10 protein-coding genes and 1 pseudogene are annotated in these 15,383 nt (G+C 64.8%); 4 read left to right on the plus strand and 7 right to left on the minus strand.

The genetic code is table 11. The features are described from left to right. Positions 1–115 precede the first annotated feature (115 nt). Genes XI03_RS28595 through XI03_RS28605 form a run of 3 tightly spaced genes read left to right on the plus strand, consistent with a single transcriptional unit; the run spans position 116 to position 3,328 of the window. Entirely contained in the window at positions 116–598 is a 483-nt protein-coding gene (locus XI03_RS28595; protein WP_271594004.1) for a MarR family winged helix-turn-helix transcriptional regulator, read from the plus strand. Next, complete coding sequence (locus XI03_RS28600) at positions 591–1,754, plus strand: HlyD family secretion protein (protein ID WP_028139627.1); 1,164 nt, start codon at positions 591–593, stop codon at positions 1,752–1,754. Before XI03_RS28595 ends, XI03_RS28600 begins: the two co-directional genes overlap by 8 nt. A 17-nt stretch (positions 1,755–1,771) precedes the next feature. Next, entirely contained in the window at positions 1,772–3,328 is a 1,557-nt protein-coding gene (locus tag XI03_RS28605) for an MDR family MFS transporter (RefSeq protein WP_271594005.1), read from the plus strand. A 189-nt stretch (positions 3,329–3,517) separates the two neighbouring features. Here the strand turns inward: XI03_RS28605 and XI03_RS28610 are convergent, their stop codons facing one another. From XI03_RS28610 to pcaF, 6 genes and pseudogenes are all read right to left on the minus strand, one after another. After that, complete coding sequence (locus tag XI03_RS28610) at positions 3,518–4,609, minus strand: phosphotransferase (protein ID WP_271594006.1); 1,092 nt, start codon at positions 4,607–4,609, stop codon at positions 3,518–3,520. Positions 4,610–4,657: 48 nt separating this feature from the next. Beyond that, entirely contained in the window at positions 4,658–6,346 is a 1,689-nt protein-coding gene (locus XI03_RS28615) for a methyl-accepting chemotaxis protein (RefSeq protein ID WP_028139624.1), read from the minus strand. 251 nt (positions 6,347–6,597) lie between these two features. Beyond that, positions 6,598–7,200, minus strand: a complete 603-nt coding sequence (gene pcaG, locus XI03_RS28620; protein WP_095424931.1) for a protocatechuate 3,4-dioxygenase subunit alpha — start codon at positions 7,198–7,200, stop codon at positions 6,598–6,600. Further along, positions 7,201–7,902, minus strand: coding sequence for a protocatechuate 3,4-dioxygenase subunit beta (gene pcaH, locus XI03_RS28625; protein ID WP_271594007.1), 702 nt, complete (start codon positions 7,900–7,902; stop codon positions 7,201–7,203). Positions 7,903–7,996: 94 nt separating this feature from the next. Then, a pseudogene (locus XI03_RS28630) lies at positions 7,997–8,891 on the minus strand (dioxygenase family protein). Positions 8,892–9,028: 137 nt separating this feature from the next. Further along, on the minus strand, positions 9,029–10,237 hold the full coding sequence (gene pcaF / locus XI03_RS28635) for a 3-oxoadipyl-CoA thiolase (protein ID WP_028139620.1): 1,209 nt from the start codon (positions 10,235–10,237) through the stop codon (positions 9,029–9,031). A 360-nt stretch (positions 10,238–10,597) separates the two neighbouring features. Here pcaF and mutS point away from each other — a divergent pair, with 360 nt between their 5' ends. Continuing rightward, a complete protein-coding gene (gene mutS / locus XI03_RS28640; RefSeq protein ID WP_271594008.1) occupies positions 10,598–13,336 on the plus strand; it encodes a DNA mismatch repair protein MutS in 2,739 nt (912 codons plus the stop codon). A 113-nt stretch (positions 13,337–13,449) separates the two neighbouring features. On the opposite strand, the gene XI03_RS28645 is transcribed toward mutS, so the two are convergent. After that, positions 13,450–15,126, minus strand: coding sequence for a methyl-accepting chemotaxis protein (locus XI03_RS28645; RefSeq protein ID WP_271594009.1), 1,677 nt, complete (start codon positions 15,124–15,126; stop codon positions 13,450–13,452). Positions 15,127–15,383 lie beyond the last annotated feature (257 nt).

Consider the following 15,383-nt stretch of genomic DNA (forward strand, 5'->3'; position numbering starts at 1 on the left):
GACCCTGCGACCGGCTGCCAGCCATGCTCGCGCTGCGGGACACCATCCTGATAATCCGCCATGGAATAATCATAAGCTTGCTTATTATATCCCAAGCTTATTGGAGACCAAGCTTATGACCCGCGGGTCCGTCGACCAGAACTTCCTGTTCACGCTCGGTGAGCTCTACCGCCTCTTGCGCGTCTATGCCGACAAGGAGGCATCGCGCTTCGGCATCACCCGGGCGCAATGGGCGGTGCTGGCCAAGGTCGAGCGCAGCGAGGGCATGAAGCAGTCGGAACTCGCGGAGCTGCTCGAGATGCAGCCGATCACGCTGACCCGCCTGATCGACAAGCTCTGCGACAGCGACTGGATCGAGCGCCGCAACGATCCTTCAGACCGCCGCGTCAAGCGCCTGTATCTGAGGAAGGCCGGCCGGCAATTGCTGGGCCGGATGGGCGGGCTGAAGTCCGAGCTCACCGCCAACGCGCTCGACGGCATCACGCCGGCGGACGCCCATCGCCTCCTGACCCAGCTCGAAACCATCAAGGAAAACGTGCGTACCGCGATCCAGACCAGCGGCGCGGAACAGGCGCGTAAGGAGCAGCGCTATGGCTGACCAAGTCCTCAAGTTCCAGCCCGAGCAGAAGACCGACAGCGGCAAGCCCACCAAGAAGGCCGGCACCGATCCGCGCCGCCGCCTGGTAGCCGGCCTGCGGCGTTACCGCCGCTTCCTGCTCCTGGTCGTGCTGCCTGTCATCGCCGCCATCGGCGGCATCACCTTCTACCTGCATGGCGGCCGCTATGTCGGCACTGACGACGCCTATGTCGGCGCGCAGAAGGTGCTGGTGACGCCCGACATCTCCGGCAAGATCCAGAAGGTCGTCGTGAAGGAAGGCCAGTCCGTCAAGCAGGGCGACGAGCTGTTCGAGATCGACCCCGCTCCGTTTCGCCACGCGGTGGACGAAGCCAAGGCGCAGCTCGCGCAGGCCCGCACGACTTACGACAACCTCGTCGCCAACATCAAGATCTATGGCGACATGCTGGGCCTTGCCCAGCAAGGCATCGATTTGAAGCAGCGCGACGTCGAGCGCAAGCAGGCGCTGGTGAAGAACAATTACGGCTCGCAGCTCGATCTCGACAATGCCTCGAATGCGCTGGTCACCGCCGGCGCGCAGGCGCAATACATCAAGCAACAGCTCTCCAACGCCAAGACGCAGCTGCTCGGCGACCCCGAATTGCCGCTGGAGCAATTCCCATCCTACGCCCAGGCGAAGGCCAAGCTGGACGATGCCCAGCGGAACCTCGACCACACCGTGCTGCGCGCGCCGATGGACGGCGTGGCGACGCAGGTCGAGCAAATCCAGCTCGGCCGCTATGTCGCCGCCGGCACGCCGGTGTTTTCCATCATCGACGTCGCCCACCCCTGGGTCGACGCCAATCCGAAGGAGAGCGACCTCACCCACGTCACCGAAGGACAGCCCGTCACGCTCGAGGTCGACGCGTTCCCGAACCACGTCTTCAAGGGCAAGATCGGCTCGCTTTCGCCCGGCACCGGCGCGCAATTCGCGATCCTGCCGCCGCAGAACGCTACCGGCAATTTCGTCAAGGTGGTGCAGCGCGTGCCAATCCGCATCTATTTCGACGAGACCGACAAATATGTGCGGAAGCTGAAGGCCGGCATGAGCGTCTACGCCACCATCGACACCGGCCATCAGCGCTCGCTCGCCGGCCTGCTCGGCCTGTCGGCGACAGCGAGCCAGGATAAAGACTGAACGCAAGGACTGACCCGATGTCCGGTCCCAATGCCAGCCTGATGGTCCCCGGTCTGCGCCGGAACATGGTGACGATCTGCGCCATGACCGCGACCATCATGCAAGCGCTGGACACCACCATCGCCAACGTCGCCCTGCCCTACATGCAGGGCACGTTGTCGGCCTCGCAGGACCAGATCAACTGGGTGCTGACCTCCTACATCGTCGCCGCTGCGATCATGACGGCGCCGGTCGGCTGGATCGCCAACCGCTTCGGCCGCAAGCGCATCTTCATCATCTGCTCGGCCGGCTTCACCATGGCCTCGGTGCTGTGCGGCCTCGCCCAGGACATCAACCAGATGGTGCTGTTCCGCCTGCTGCAAGGTGTGTTCGGCGCTGCCCTGGTGCCGCTGTCGCAATCGGTGATGCTCGACTATTACACGCTCCAGGAACGCGCCAAGGCGATGTCGATCTGGGGCATGGGCGTGATGATGGGTCCGATCATGGGTCCATCACTTGGCGCCTGGCTGACCGAGACTTATTCCTGGCACTGGGTGTTCTTCGTCAACCTGCCGTTCGGCTTCATCACCGTGCTCGGGCTGATCGTCTTCATGGACGAGACGGACAAGAATCTCAGCCTCAGATTCGACTGGTTCGGCTTCGCCGCGCTGGCGGTCGCGATCGGCTCGCTTCAGCTCGCGCTCGACCGCGGCGAGCAGCTGGGCTGGCTGGAATCCAATGAGATCCTCGCGGAGTTCATCGTTTCGGCCGTCGCCTTCTATTTCTTCCTCGCGCACTCCTTCACGACCTCGACGCCGTTCATCCGGTTCGCGCTGTTTCGGGATCGCAACTTCGTCACCGGTTGCGTGTTCATGATCGTGATGGGGCTCGTGCTGTTCTCGACCATGGCGCTGGCCTCGCCCTATATGCAGAACGTGATCGGCTATCCCATCATCACCGCCGGCCTCTTGTTGGCGAGCCGCGGCTTCGGTACCTTCTTCGCGATGATGCTGGTCGGCCGCATGATGCGCTATTTCGAGGCGCGCACGCTGATCATCGCCGGCCTGACGCTGACCGCGGGCTCGCTGTTCCAGATGACCGGCTGGACCGATTTGACCCAGGTGCCGGAGATCGTCACCGTCAGCGTCATCCAGGGCTTCGGCTTCGGCCTCGTCTTCGTGCCGCTCTCGACCGTGGCGTTCCTGACGCTGTCGAACGATCTGCGCACTGACGGCACCGCGATGCTGACCCTGATGCGCAACGTCGCGAGCTCGGTCGGCATTTCCGTCGTCATCGCCCAATTGACGCAGGGGACGCGGCGGACCTATGCGATCCTGTCCGAGCACATCAACCCGTTCAACCACGCGCTCCAGATGCCCAGCGTCAGCAGCATGATCAACCTGTCCACCGACGCCGGCCGCGCCATGGCCGACAGGATGGTCAGCGTGCAGGCGCAGATCATCGCCTTCGCCTACGACTATCAGCTGGTGATGTTCTTCATCCTCTGCACCATCCCGCTCGCCTTGCTGATCGGCTCGACCAAGGCCACGCTGCGCAAGCAGGCGGCCGGACCGGAACATGCGGTGATGGAGTAGGACGCGGTCGATCACCAATCTCCACTGTCATCCCGGACAAGCGCAGCGAAGCGGAGCGCAGATCCGGGATCCATAATCACAGGGAGTAGTTTGGCGAAGACTCTGAATTACCAGTCTCGCGCCAAACTACTCCCTGTGATTATGGGTCCCTGCGTTCGCAGGGACGACACTGAATATGCGGCGCGACCCCTACAACAACTCCTCGCAGCCCAGATCATCCACGGCCGCAAATATCCGCTCCAGATTGTTCCACCAGATCAGCGGCGGAAGGTTGATGCTCCATTGCCAGACCGGCTTGGTGATGTGCCAGAGCACCGATCGGCGATAGTCCTGGTCAAGTGCGCCGCGCGTGTAGCCGCTGACGCCGTGCGAGATCAGGGTCTCATGATAACGGTTGAGCAGCAGGCGCTCGAGCGTCTGCCTGCGCTCCGGATACCATTGCGTCGCCATCATGTAGGCGAGATCGTGGGTCGGCACGTTGATGCGCCACTGGTCGAAGTCGAAAATGCGCACGGTGTCGGCGATGTCCGCGCGCGGCAGGAGGAAATTCCAAGTATGGGCATCGCCGTGGGCAATAGAGAGATGTCGATGGGAATGATAGCGCTCAAGCAAACGATCCGACTGCTCAATGAACCGTCGATAGAGGATGCGTCGTTCTTCGCTCAGGCGGTCGCCGAGAAGATCGGCAAAACGATCATAGTGGCCAGCAAAGGTCTCCATCAACCTTGACGTATCATCGGCGCTCATCCAACTGCCGACGGTGTCGCCGAGACTTGGGTGGTCCCACCATGCCGCGTGCCAGCTCGCGAGCGTCGTGACGATCGCCAGCGCCTGTTCGCGAGACGGCGGCAGGGGCCACTGGGCCGCGACATCATGGCTATCGGTGAGATCCTCGAGCAGCAGATGCCAACTGACATTTTCCTCATCGAACTGTCCGTCAAAGCAACGCGGCACCAGCCCCGGCGGCATATTCGGTGCAAGTTTCGCATAGAAGGCCACTTCGTGCCGGCCACCATGCGCGAGCGTCTTGGCAAAATCGGCATGCGGCGTCTTCAGGATCAGTGTCTGCGGCGCGCCGCCGGATTCGCCGACATAGCGCAGGCCGAGACGCACGATATGTGACACGACGGTGTCGCGCTGATGCAGCACCTTCACCTCGCGCACGGCGCCGGCATCCAGCACGCCGCCCCTGCGCAGTGCCGCCGTCAGTCGGGCGGGCTCAACGACATCAGGCAGTTGTGGAGGTGTCATGAGATTCACGATGCCCCTGTCCCGCGCCATACTGCACGATCATGACCCCACGCACCAGCCGCCGGTCCGATGCCGCGCTCAAGCCGCCTCGGTCGAGTCGCGCACGGTCCGCACCACGACCGACCGGAGCTGTTCGAGATTGGCCGCCATGCCGGCGATCGCCTGCCTGACCTCGGCGGCGCGCTCGTTCACGGAAGCGGCGTCGCGGCTGACATTGCCGATCTTGGCCGAGACCTCCTTCGCCGCCGACGCCGATTCGGAAATCGACCGCGTGATCTCCCGCGTCGCGGCGTCCTGCTCCTCCATTGCGGCGGCAACCGAGGTCGCCACGCCGTCGATCTCGACGATGTGGCCTCCCATGGTCTCGACGGCATCGACCGCGGCCTGCGTCGAAGCCTGAATCTCGGTGATCAGCCGCGTGATCTCCTCGGTGGATTTGGCGGTCTGGTCGGACAGGGACTTCACTTCGGCGGCGACCACGGCGAAGCCGCGGCCGGCCTCGCCCGCACGGGCGGCCTCGATCGTGGCGTTGAGCGCCAGAAGGTTGGTCTGGCCGGCGATGCCGCCGATGAGGTCGGAGACCTCGGCGATCTTCTTCACCGATCCGGCCAGTGCCTGGATGGTCGAACGCGCCTGCTCGCGGCCGGCGACAGCCGATTTTGTGACGGTGCTGGTCCGCACGACCTGGCTTGCGATCTCGCGGATCGAGGCGCTGAGCTCTTCGGCCGCGGCCGAGACGGCCTGCGAGCTGCCGAGGGCCTGGGTGGAGGCCGCCGCGACCGCCTGCGACTGTGCGGAGAGCGACTTCGCGATCTCCGACAGGCTGGACGCCGCCCGCTCGACGCCTTGCGTCGCTGCGCCGGCGGTGTCGACCGATCGGCCGGTCTCGCGCTCGACGGTCTCGGCCATCTGGTGCAGGGCGGAGCGCTTGGCGAGCGCCGCCTCCTGCTCCTGCCGCAACTGCTCCTCGCGCAGGCGGGAATTCTCGACCGCCGCCTGCTTGAACACCACAAGCGCCCCCGCCATCGAGCCGACCTCGTCCTTTCGGTCAGCGAAAGGAATGTCGGCGGCGAGATCGCCGGTCGCAAGCTTCTGCATCGTATCAGTCATGCGCACGATCGGGCGCACCACGCCGAGGGCGACGCCGAGCAGGCCCGCAGCAACGAAAGCCAGGACAGCGGCGGAGACGCCGAGGAGGATATAAAGCATCGAGCTGTCGCGGTCCGCCGCCAGCTTTTCCATGGCGGCATTCTGCTTGTTGGCGTTCTCGACGATGCTGTCGATCACGGCGCGATGCGCGGTGTAGGCGTCCTTCAGCTGCGCATAGATGCGCTCGGACGCAGCGGCGTCCTTGGCCTTGAGCGCCGGCAGGAGCTGGTCGGACGCCTTCCAGAACTTCTGCACCTCGGCGTCGGACTTGGACACCAGCGCCGTTTTCAGGTCGGCCGAGAGGCTGGAGGTGACCCAGAACGCCTTGCGCTCGTCGTAGTCCTTGCGGAGCTGGACCAGACGTTCGCCGTGGGCCGCCAGCTGGTCCGGCTCGCGCATGGCCAGCGTCGCCTCGAGATAGGCCTCGATGACATATTCCGGCGGCGGCAGAATGTCCGCGATGAGGTCGTTGCCGAGCTTGATGTCGGAGTAGAGCGGACCGCCGACCTTGAGCTCTTTCAAGGCATAGAGGCTGGTCGAAACCACGGCGGCAAAACCGATGGCGAGAACGATGCCGAACGCAATGATCGCAGAGGACAAGGACAGACGAAATTTCATGAAACAATCCGGGGCGGCGTCGAAACTGCAGCCACCCTAGACGAATACGGTAAATACGGGATTGCTTCGCGCCGAAATTGTATCGCGCGAACTCCGCATAACTACGGGAATTTGCCGTCAAGCCATCGGTATTTGAGTCAGCGAGGCTGACGCACACACGTGCGAATCGTTTCGGCCGGAGGCAACCTCGGCTTCGATGCGCCAGATGAGACGTGCGTGCCGAGCATCAAGCCTCCCCGGCACGCATTGCCTCACACGTCGAAGAACACTGTCTCGTTGTCGCCCTGGAGCCGCAGGTCGAGCCGGTAGACGGGCTTGCCGGCTTCGCGCACCGCAGTCAGCGTGGGGCGGCGCTCGGTGGGCACCAGCGCCAGCACGGGGTCGGCGGCGTTGCCGGCCTCGTCGCTGAAATAGATCCGGGTGTAGAGATGCCGCAGCATGCCGCGGCCGAACACCGCAAGGAGGATGTGCGGCGCCTGTGGCTTGCCATCGGGATCAGGCACCGTGCCCGGCTTGATGGTCTCGAACGCGTAATTGCCGTCCTTGTCGGTGCCGCAACGGGCAAAGCCGCGGAAGCTCGCATTCGGCAGCGCACGCTTGTCCTGCGGGTCGGCAAAGCGACCCTGCGCGTCCGCCTGCCAGATCTCCAGCATGCAATCTGGCACGGCAACGCCGTCACCGTCGAACACACGCCCCTCGATGCGGATGCGCTCGCCGGTGACGTCTGGCGTGAGTGTCGAGTTGGTGAACGCGTCGTTCCAGGCGTATTCGCCGTTCGGCGTCAGGCCGTATTTGAAGAACGGGCCGACCGTCTGCGATGGGGTGATCCCGTCTGGCGTCACAGAATCCTGCACTTAGTGATTCTCCATGGGGGTGGCGTTCTTGCCGCGCAGCACGACGTCAAAGCGGTAGCACAGCGCCCATTCGGGCTGGGTGTTCTCGAGATCGAACGAGGAGACCATCCGCGCCCGCGCCTTCTCGTCCGGCACCGAGTTGAAGATCGGATCGAACGGGAACAGCGGATCGTTCGGAAAATACATCTGCGTCACGAGGCGCGTGACGAAGGAATGGCCGAACACCGACAGATGGATATGCGCGGGACGCCAGGCATTGTGGTGATTGCCCCAGGGATAGGCGCCCGGCTTGATGCTGACGAAGCGGTAGTAGCCGGCAGCATCGCTCACGGTGCGGCCGGCCCCCGTGAAATTCGGATCGAGCGGCGCCGGATGCTGGTCGCGGACATGGACGTAACGGCCGCACGAATTAGCCTGCCAGATCTCGACCAGCGAGTTCGGCACGCCGCGACCGTCCTCGTCGCGCACATGGCCGTGCACGATGATGCGCTCGCCGATCGGCTCGCCCTTGTGCTGGGTGGTGAGGTCGTTGTCGCCTTCGCGGACGGTCTCGTGGCCGTAGACCGGGCCTGTCAGCTCCGACAACGTATGGCGCATCGGGATCAAGGGCTTGTTCGGCGCACGCTTGATCGAGCTCTTGTAGTCGGGCGACAGCGGCAGCGGATGCGCCTTGTTGCTGTCGGTGGGATAGATGAATGTCATGGACGAACTCCTCCCCGGCCATTGTGGTCCGGCCGGACAACGCTTCCGCCAATCATTATAGGATATAACTAATTGGGGGAAGCGGGTTTGAGCCCTATTTGATCGGCGGACGCGGCAGTACGGCTTCCCCGACTTCGAGCCGGTAGACATGGTCGAGCGAATACCAGGGCGTCGCAACCTCGCGTTCGGTCGGATGTGGCGCGTCATGGCGTAGGAACTTGCCGATCAGCGCCTGCGTCACGCCGAATTGCACGTCGCTGTCGATATGGGGATCGTTGGGATCGTAGACCTGCGAGATCAGAACCTTGAAGCCCGGCTTGAAGATCAGGGCGTGCAGATGCGCGGGGCGATAGGGATGGCGGCTCTGCGCCTCCAGCAGGCGGCCGACCACGCCGCCCGTCGGAATGGGATAGCCGACCATCATCACCGAACGGAAGGAGAAGCGCCCGTCCTGGTCGGTCGTGAACTTGCCACGCAGGTTCATGTCGGCCTGGTCAGGATCCTGGTTCTCGTAGAGGCCGACCGGAGAGGCGTGCCAGACATCGACCTCGGCGCCAGCGACCGGACGACCGTCCTTGTCCACGACGCGGCCGTTCACGAATAGCGGCGCACCCGGGGTCTCGGAGCGGACGATCGATCCGCCATTCTCGACCCGCGGCGAGTTCAGCCGCCAGAACGGCCCGAGCAGCGACTGATCGGTTTCGGTATTGCCCTGGTCGCCATTGTTGAGCAGGCACACCAGCGGGGAGACGCCGAGCGAGCCCGCCATCAGGGACCACTTCGTTGTGCGTGTCGGTGGTCAGCTTGCCGAGCGCGGCGATGACAGCGGTGGCATCGCGAAACTCCTTCTCGGTCAGGCGAACGTCGCGCACGAAGCCGTGCAAATGCTTGACCAGGGAGATCATGATCTGGCGCATGCGCGGATCGGAAGTCCGCTCCATCACCGCCAGTGCCGCGGCCGTGACGTCCTGCTCGCGCTCGATGATCATGGGACGGTCCTTGAAGCGACCCGCGTAACGCCAACACTGTCATTCCGGGATGGTCCGAAGGATCAGGCCCGGAATCTCGAGATCCCGGGTTCAGCCCTTTCGGGCTGCCCCGGGATGACGGTCCACTGCGTGGACCGTCAGTTCAGCTTCTCGATCGCGACCGCGACGCCCTGGCCGACGCCGACGCACATGGTGGCGAGCGCTAGCTTGCCGCCGCGCTTCTCCATGCCGTGGACGGCGGTGAGCGCGAGGCGCGCGCCGCTCATGCCGAGGGGATGGCCGAGCGCGATGGCGCCGCCATGCGGATTGACGAAATCCGCATCGTCAGCGACGCCGAGCTGGCGCATGCAGGCGATGCCCTGCGAGGCGAAGGCCTCGTTGAGCTCGATCAGGTCGAAATCGCTGATCTTCTTGCCGAGCCGCTCCATCAGCTTGCGGGTCGCGGGCACGGGACCGATGCCCATGATGCGCGGCGGCACGCCGGCCGAGGCGAGGCCGAGGATGCGCGCACGGGGCGTCAGGCCGTGCTTCTTCACCGCGGCTTCGGATGCCAGGATCATGGCCGCGGCGCCGTCATTGACGCCGGAGGCGTTGCCGGCGGTGACCGTGCCGGGATTGCGCACGATCGGCTTCAGTTTTGCCAAACCTTCCAGCGTGGTCTCGGGACGCGGATGCTCGTCCTTGTCGACGGTTACAGGACCCGCCTTGCCGCCGGGAATGGTGATCGGAATGATTTCTTCCGCAAAATAGCCGGCCGCGATCGCCTTGCCTGCGCGCTGCTGCGAGCGGATGGCGAAGGCGTCCTGGTCGGCACGTGAGACCTGGAACTCCTCGGCGACGTTCTCGCCGGTCTCCGGCATGGCATCGACGCCGTACTGCGCCTTCAGCAGCGGATTGATGAAGCGCCAGCCGATGGTGGTGTCGAAGATCTCGGCCGAACGCGAGAAGGCTTCCTGCGCCTTGCCCATCACGAACGGCGCACGCGTCATGGATTCGACGCCGCCGGCAATGGCGAGCTCGATCTCGCCGGAGCGGATGGCGCGGCCGGCCGCACCGACCGCATCGAGGCCGGAGGCACAGAGCCGGTTGAGCGTCTGGCCGGGAACCGAATCCGGCAGGCCTGCGAGCAGGAGCGCCATGCGGGCGACGTTGCGGTTGTCCTCGCCGGCCTGGTTGGCGCAGCCGAAGAAGACTTCGTCCACCTGCGCCCAGTCGAGATTGGGGTGCTTGGCCATCAGCGCCTTGATCGGGGCAGCGGCCAGATCGTCGGCGCGCACCTTGGCGAGCGAGCCGCCGAAGCGGCCAATCGGGGTCCGCACGGCATCGCAGATAAAGACGTCACGCATCGTTGTTCTCCCTGAATGCCGCGGTTCGGCCAGAATTCTTCAATGACGCCGGAGTTTTAGGAGGGCGCCCGCAGCAGGTCAATTGACGGTTTCGCGGGTGGCGCATTCGACCGATGACCATGAAACTCAGTCGTCATTCCGGGGCGCGACGAAGTCGCGAGCTATGGTGCGCAATTGCGACCTGAGAATCCATAACCACGAGCCGGGGTTATGGATTCCGGGCCTGCGCCTGACGGCGCATCCCGGAATGACGACCGGAATGTGGCGCCCATATCCCGCCATGCGGACAGCGTGGAAAACCCGCCCTTCCAAGCCAAACCAATAGGACGCTCAGGCGAAATTTTGTAGGTTGCGCCGCCCATGACAGTACAACAGCCGATACCTGTGCCGCCCCCCGACGAAGCGCCCACCTCGCCAGCGGAAGCCATCGCGCGCGTGACGCCGATGATGGAACAGTACCTGGAGATCAAGGCGGCGCATCAGGGCCTACTGCTGTTCTACCGGATGGGTGACTTCTACGAGCTGTTCTTCGAGGACGCCGAGATCGCCTCCAGGACGCTCGGCATCGTGCTGACGAAGCGCGGCAAGCATCAGGGCGCCGACATCCCGATGTGCGGCGTTCCGGTCGAGCGCTCCGAGGACTATCTGCACCGCCTGATATCGGCCGGGCACCGCGTCGCGGTCTGCGAGCAGACCGAGGATCCCGCTGCCGCGAAGGCGCGTGGCAACAAGAGTGTGGTCCGCCGCGGCGTGGTGCGGCTGGTCACGCCGGGCACGCTGACCGAAGACACGCTGCTCGATGCCCGCGCCAACAATTATCTGCTCGCGATCGCGCGCGCCCGCTCCTCTGCCGGCGGCGACCGCTTCGGCCTCGCCTGGATCGACATCTCGACCGCCGAGTTCACCGTGATGGAATGCTCGGGCGGCGAGCTCGCCGCAACGCTGGCGCGCATCAACCCGAACGAGGCCATCGTCACCGACGCGCTCTATAACGACAACGAGCTCGGACAGACCTTGCGCGAGCTGCCGGCCGTGACACCGCTGACCCGCGACGTCTTCGACGGCGCCACCGCCGAGAAGCGCCTCTGCGACTACTTTGCCGTCGCGACCATGGACGGGCTGGCACAGCTCACACGGCTGGAGGCTACCGCAGCAGCAGCAGCCGTCACCTATGTCGACTGCACCCAGGTCGGCAAGCATCCGCCGCTGTCGCCGCCCGCGCGCGAAGCCTCGGGCGCAACGATGGCGATCGACCCGGCCACGCGCGCCAATCTGGAACTGACGCGAACGCTCGCCGGCGAACGCCGCGGCTCGCTGCTCGATGCGATCGACTGCACGGTGACCTCGGCGGGCTCGCGCCTGCTTGCCCAACGCCTGGCCGCGCCGCTGACGGACGCTCCCGCGATCGCGCGCCGGCTCGATGCGGTGAGCACCTTCGTCGCCGATTCGGCCGCGCGCGAAGACATCCGCAGCATCCTGCGCGGTGCGCCCGACATGTCGCGCGCACTGGCGCGTCTGTCGGTCGGACGCGGCGGCCCACGCGACCTCGCAGGCATCCGCGACGGCATCGTCGCCGCCGACCAGGTGCTGGCGCGGCTTGGCGAACTCGATCAGCCGCCGCAGGAGATCGCGGCGGTGATGGCGGCCTTGCAGCGACCGTCGCGCGAGCTCGCATCCGAATTCGCCAGCGCGCTCGACGAGCAGCTGCCGCTGATCAAGCGCGACGGCGGCTTCGTTCGACAGGGCTATGAGCCCGCGCTCGACGAAGCCCGAAACCTGCGCGATGCCTCGCGTCTCGTCGTCGCCTCGATGCAGGCGCGCTACGCCGACACGACGTCCGTGAAAGGCCTCAAGATCCGGCACAACAACGTGCTCGGCTATTTCGTCGAGGTCACCGCGCAGCACGGCGACAAACTGATGTCGGCGCCGCTGAACGCCACCTTCATCCATCGCCAGACGCTGGCGGGCCAAGTGCGCTTCACCACTTCGGAACTCGGCGAGATCGAAGCCAAGATCGCCAATGCCGGCGACCGCGCCCTCGGGCTCGAGCTCGAGATCTTCGAGCGGCTGTCAGCCAAGGCCATGGCGATCAGCGACGATCTGCGCGCCGCCGCCCACGCCTTCGCCTTGCTCGACGTCGCGACCTCGCTGGCAAAACTCGCGGTCGACGACAATTATGTGCGACCGGATGTGGACGACTCGTTCGGCTTTGCGATCGAGGCCGGCCGCCATCCCGTGGTGGAGCAGGCCCTGAAGCGCAATGGCGAGCCGTTCATCGCCAATGCCTGCGACCTCTCACCAAGCCCGGCGCAAAAGTCCGGTCAGCTCTGGCTGCTCACGGGCCCCAACATGGCCGGTAAATCGACCTTCCTGCGCCAGAACGCGCTGATTGCCCTTCTTGCCCAGATCGGCAGCTTCGTGCCGGCCACGCGGGCGCGGATCGGCATCATCGACCGGCTGTTCTCGCGCGTCGGCGCCGCCGACGATCTCGCCCGCGGCCGCTCCACCTTCATGGTGGAGATGGTCGAGACCGCGGCGATTCTGAACCAGGCCGGCGAGCGCTCGCTCGTGATCCTCGACGAGATCGGCCGCGGCACCGCGACCTTCGACGGTCTCTCGATCGCCTGGGCCGCGATCGAGCATCTGCACGAAAGCAATCGCTGCCGCACGCTATTCGCCACGCATTATCACGAACTGACCGCGCTCTCGGCCAAGCTGCCGCGGATGTTCAACGCCACGGTGCGGGTGAAGGAGTGGCAGGGCAATGTCGTATTCCTGCACGAGGTGCTGCCGGGCTCGGCCGACCGCTCCTACGGCATTCAGGTGGCCAAGCTCGCCGGCCTGCCGCCGGCCGTGATCACGCGCGCGAAGTCGGTGCTCTCCAAGCTGGAGGCGCAGGACCGCGGCCAGACCGCGCGCGCGCTGGTGGACGACCTGCCGCTATTCGCCGTGCCCTCGCGCGCGGCCGCCGAAGCCGCTCCGCCGAGCGAGGCGGACCTCTTGATGGAAGCCGTGAAGGCGCTGCATCCGGACGAGATGTCGCCACGCGAGGCGCTGGATGCGCTGTATGCCTTGAAGGCCAAGCTGCCGAAGCAGTGAAGGTGCAGTAGGGTGGGTTAGCCGAAGGCGTAACCCACCACGTCCGTCACCGCAGAAACTAAAGAGGTGGGTTACGCTGCGCTAACCCACCCTACGCTTCCGAGCGCTGAGCGCTACGCCCGCGCCGCGATCGCCGCGGCTTCCGCGGCGGCGCGCTGCATGCTGGTCGACATCTCGTTCGTCACCGTGCTCTGCTCCTCGACGGCAGCGGCGGTCGATGTCACGTATTCGCTGACATTGTTGATCGCCTGCTTGATCGAGCCGAGCGCGCTGACGACGTCGCCGGAGATGCCGTTGAGGCTGCCGATCTCCTGGCCGATCTTGTCGGTGGCCTGCTTGGCCTGATTGGCGAGGCTCTTCACTTCGGAGGCGACCACCGCAAAGCCGCGGCCGGCTTCGCCGGCCCGGGCGGATTCGATCGTGGCGTTCAGCGCCAAGAGGTTGATCTGGCCGGTGATGCTGTTGATCATCTCGACGATGCCGCTCATCGACTGCGCCGCCTCGGTGAGACGCTGGGCCTGCGCGTCGGCGGAGGCGACCTGATCCACCGCGCTCATCGCGGTCTCGCGTGACTTGGTCATGGCCTCCGAGATCTCCCGCACCGAAGCGTTCAGCTCCTCAGAGCCTGCTGCGACCGATTCCATCATGCCGCGGACGCGCTCGTTGCCCATGCGGACCAGCACCTGCCGCGTGGTGTCGGTGGCATATTTCACGACCTTGAACGGCTTGCCGTTGAGGTCGAGGATCGGGTTGTAGGAGGCCTGGATGTAGACCTCCTTGCCGCCCTTGCCGATGCGCTTGTATTCGGCCGCCTGGTACTGACCGCGGTTGAGCGCGGCCCAGAACTCGCGATAGGCGGCGCCGTCGCGCTCCGTGGGCTCGACGAACATGCTGTGGTGCTTGCCCTTGATCTCGGCCATCGAGTAGCCGAGCGCGCCGAGGAAGTTGGCGTTGGCGGCGATGATCGTGCCGTCCATGTTGAATTCGATCACGGCCTGGGCCTTGTCGATCGCCGATATCTGACCGGCAAGATCGGCGTTCTTCAGCTTGTCCGCGGTGATGTCGGTCGCGAACTTGACGACACCGTACGGCTTGCCGGTCTCGTCGAGCAGCGGATTGTAGGAAGCGAGAATCCAGACCTCGCGGCCACCCTTGCCGATACGCTTGAACTCCCCGGCCTGGTAGTCGCCGCGGTTGAGTGCGGCCCAGAACTCGCGATAGGCCGTGCCGTTGCGGTCGGCCTCGGCCACGAACAGGCTATGATGCTTGCCCTCGATCTCGGCCAACGAATAGCCGAGTGTCTTGCAGAAATTCTCGTTGGCGGTGACGATGGTGCCGTCGAGCTTAAATTCGATGACGGCCTGGGCACGGCTGATGGCGGCGATCTTCGACGCATCCGTCATGCTCCGCATCTTCTTCGCGGTGATGTCGGTCGCGATCTTGGCGACCATCACCGCCTTACCATTGCCGTCGAGCACCGGATTGTAGGCTGCTTCGATCCAGACTTCGCGGCCGCCCTTCGCGATCCGCTTGAACTCGCGGGCCTGACACTCGCCACGGTTCAACGCAGCCCAGAACGCCTTGTACTCGGCGCTGTCGCGCTGGTCGGCCGGCAAGAACATGGAATGATGCTTGCCCTGGATCTCGTCAAGCCGATAGCCGAGGGCGTCGAGAAAGTTCTTGTTGGCCGTGAGAATCGTGCCATCCAGATTGAATTCGATCATGGCCTGGGAGCGGCCGATCGCATCGAGCCGTGCTTGTGCGTCAATCTGGGACTTGCGACCGAACATCAAAGAATCTCCATCTCGAAATTACGTAGACAGCTCGTAGGGGAAGTGACCGTCGCGGCGAAACAGCCGTACTCAAATAACAATTCCCGCGAGTCCCTGCACTCGGATGCAGCTCGGACGAGTTCGCGCCGATGACAGCGGAGCGGGTATGCAGGATCATTCCTACGGTAAAAGCTCGAACAAAGTTCTAATAGAAGTATCGGAAAGCGGCGGGAGCGGGAATGACCGCTACCCACGTCGCGATCAGTCCCGACCGG

Source organism: Bradyrhizobium sp. CCBAU 65884 (genome assembly GCF_028128835.1).
In the GTDB taxonomy this organism is placed as follows: domain Bacteria; phylum Pseudomonadota; class Alphaproteobacteria; order Rhizobiales; family Xanthobacteraceae; genus Bradyrhizobium; species Bradyrhizobium ottawaense.

Coding starts and splice junctions, on each gene's coding strand:
- XI03_RS28615 (WP_028139624.1), bottom strand. CDS start 6,346: ATGAAATTTCGTCTGTCCTTGTCCTCTGCGATCATTGCGTTCGGCATC.
- XI03_RS28600 (WP_028139627.1), top strand. CDS start 591: ATGGCTGACCAAGTCCTCAAGTTCCAGCCCGAGCAGAAGACCGACAGC.
- pcaF (WP_028139620.1), bottom strand. CDS start 10,237: ATGCGTGACGTCTTTATCTGCGATGCCGTGCGGACCCCGATTGGCCGC.
- XI03_RS28605 (WP_271594005.1), top strand. CDS start 1,772: ATGTCCGGTCCCAATGCCAGCCTGATGGTCCCCGGTCTGCGCCGGAAC.
- mutS (WP_271594008.1), top strand. CDS start 10,598: ATGACAGTACAACAGCCGATACCTGTGCCGCCCCCCGACGAAGCGCCC.
- XI03_RS28595 (WP_271594004.1), top strand. CDS start 116: ATGACCCGCGGGTCCGTCGACCAGAACTTCCTGTTCACGCTCGGTGAG.
- XI03_RS28645 (WP_271594009.1), bottom strand. CDS start 15,126: ATGTTCGGTCGCAAGTCCCAGATTGACGCACAAGCACGGCTCGATGCG.
- pcaH (WP_271594007.1), bottom strand. CDS start 7,902: ATGACATTCATCTATCCCACCGACAGCAACAAGGCGCATCCGCTGCCG.
- XI03_RS28610 (WP_271594006.1), bottom strand. CDS start 4,609: ATGGCGCGGGACAGGGGCATCGTGAATCTCATGACACCTCCACAACTG.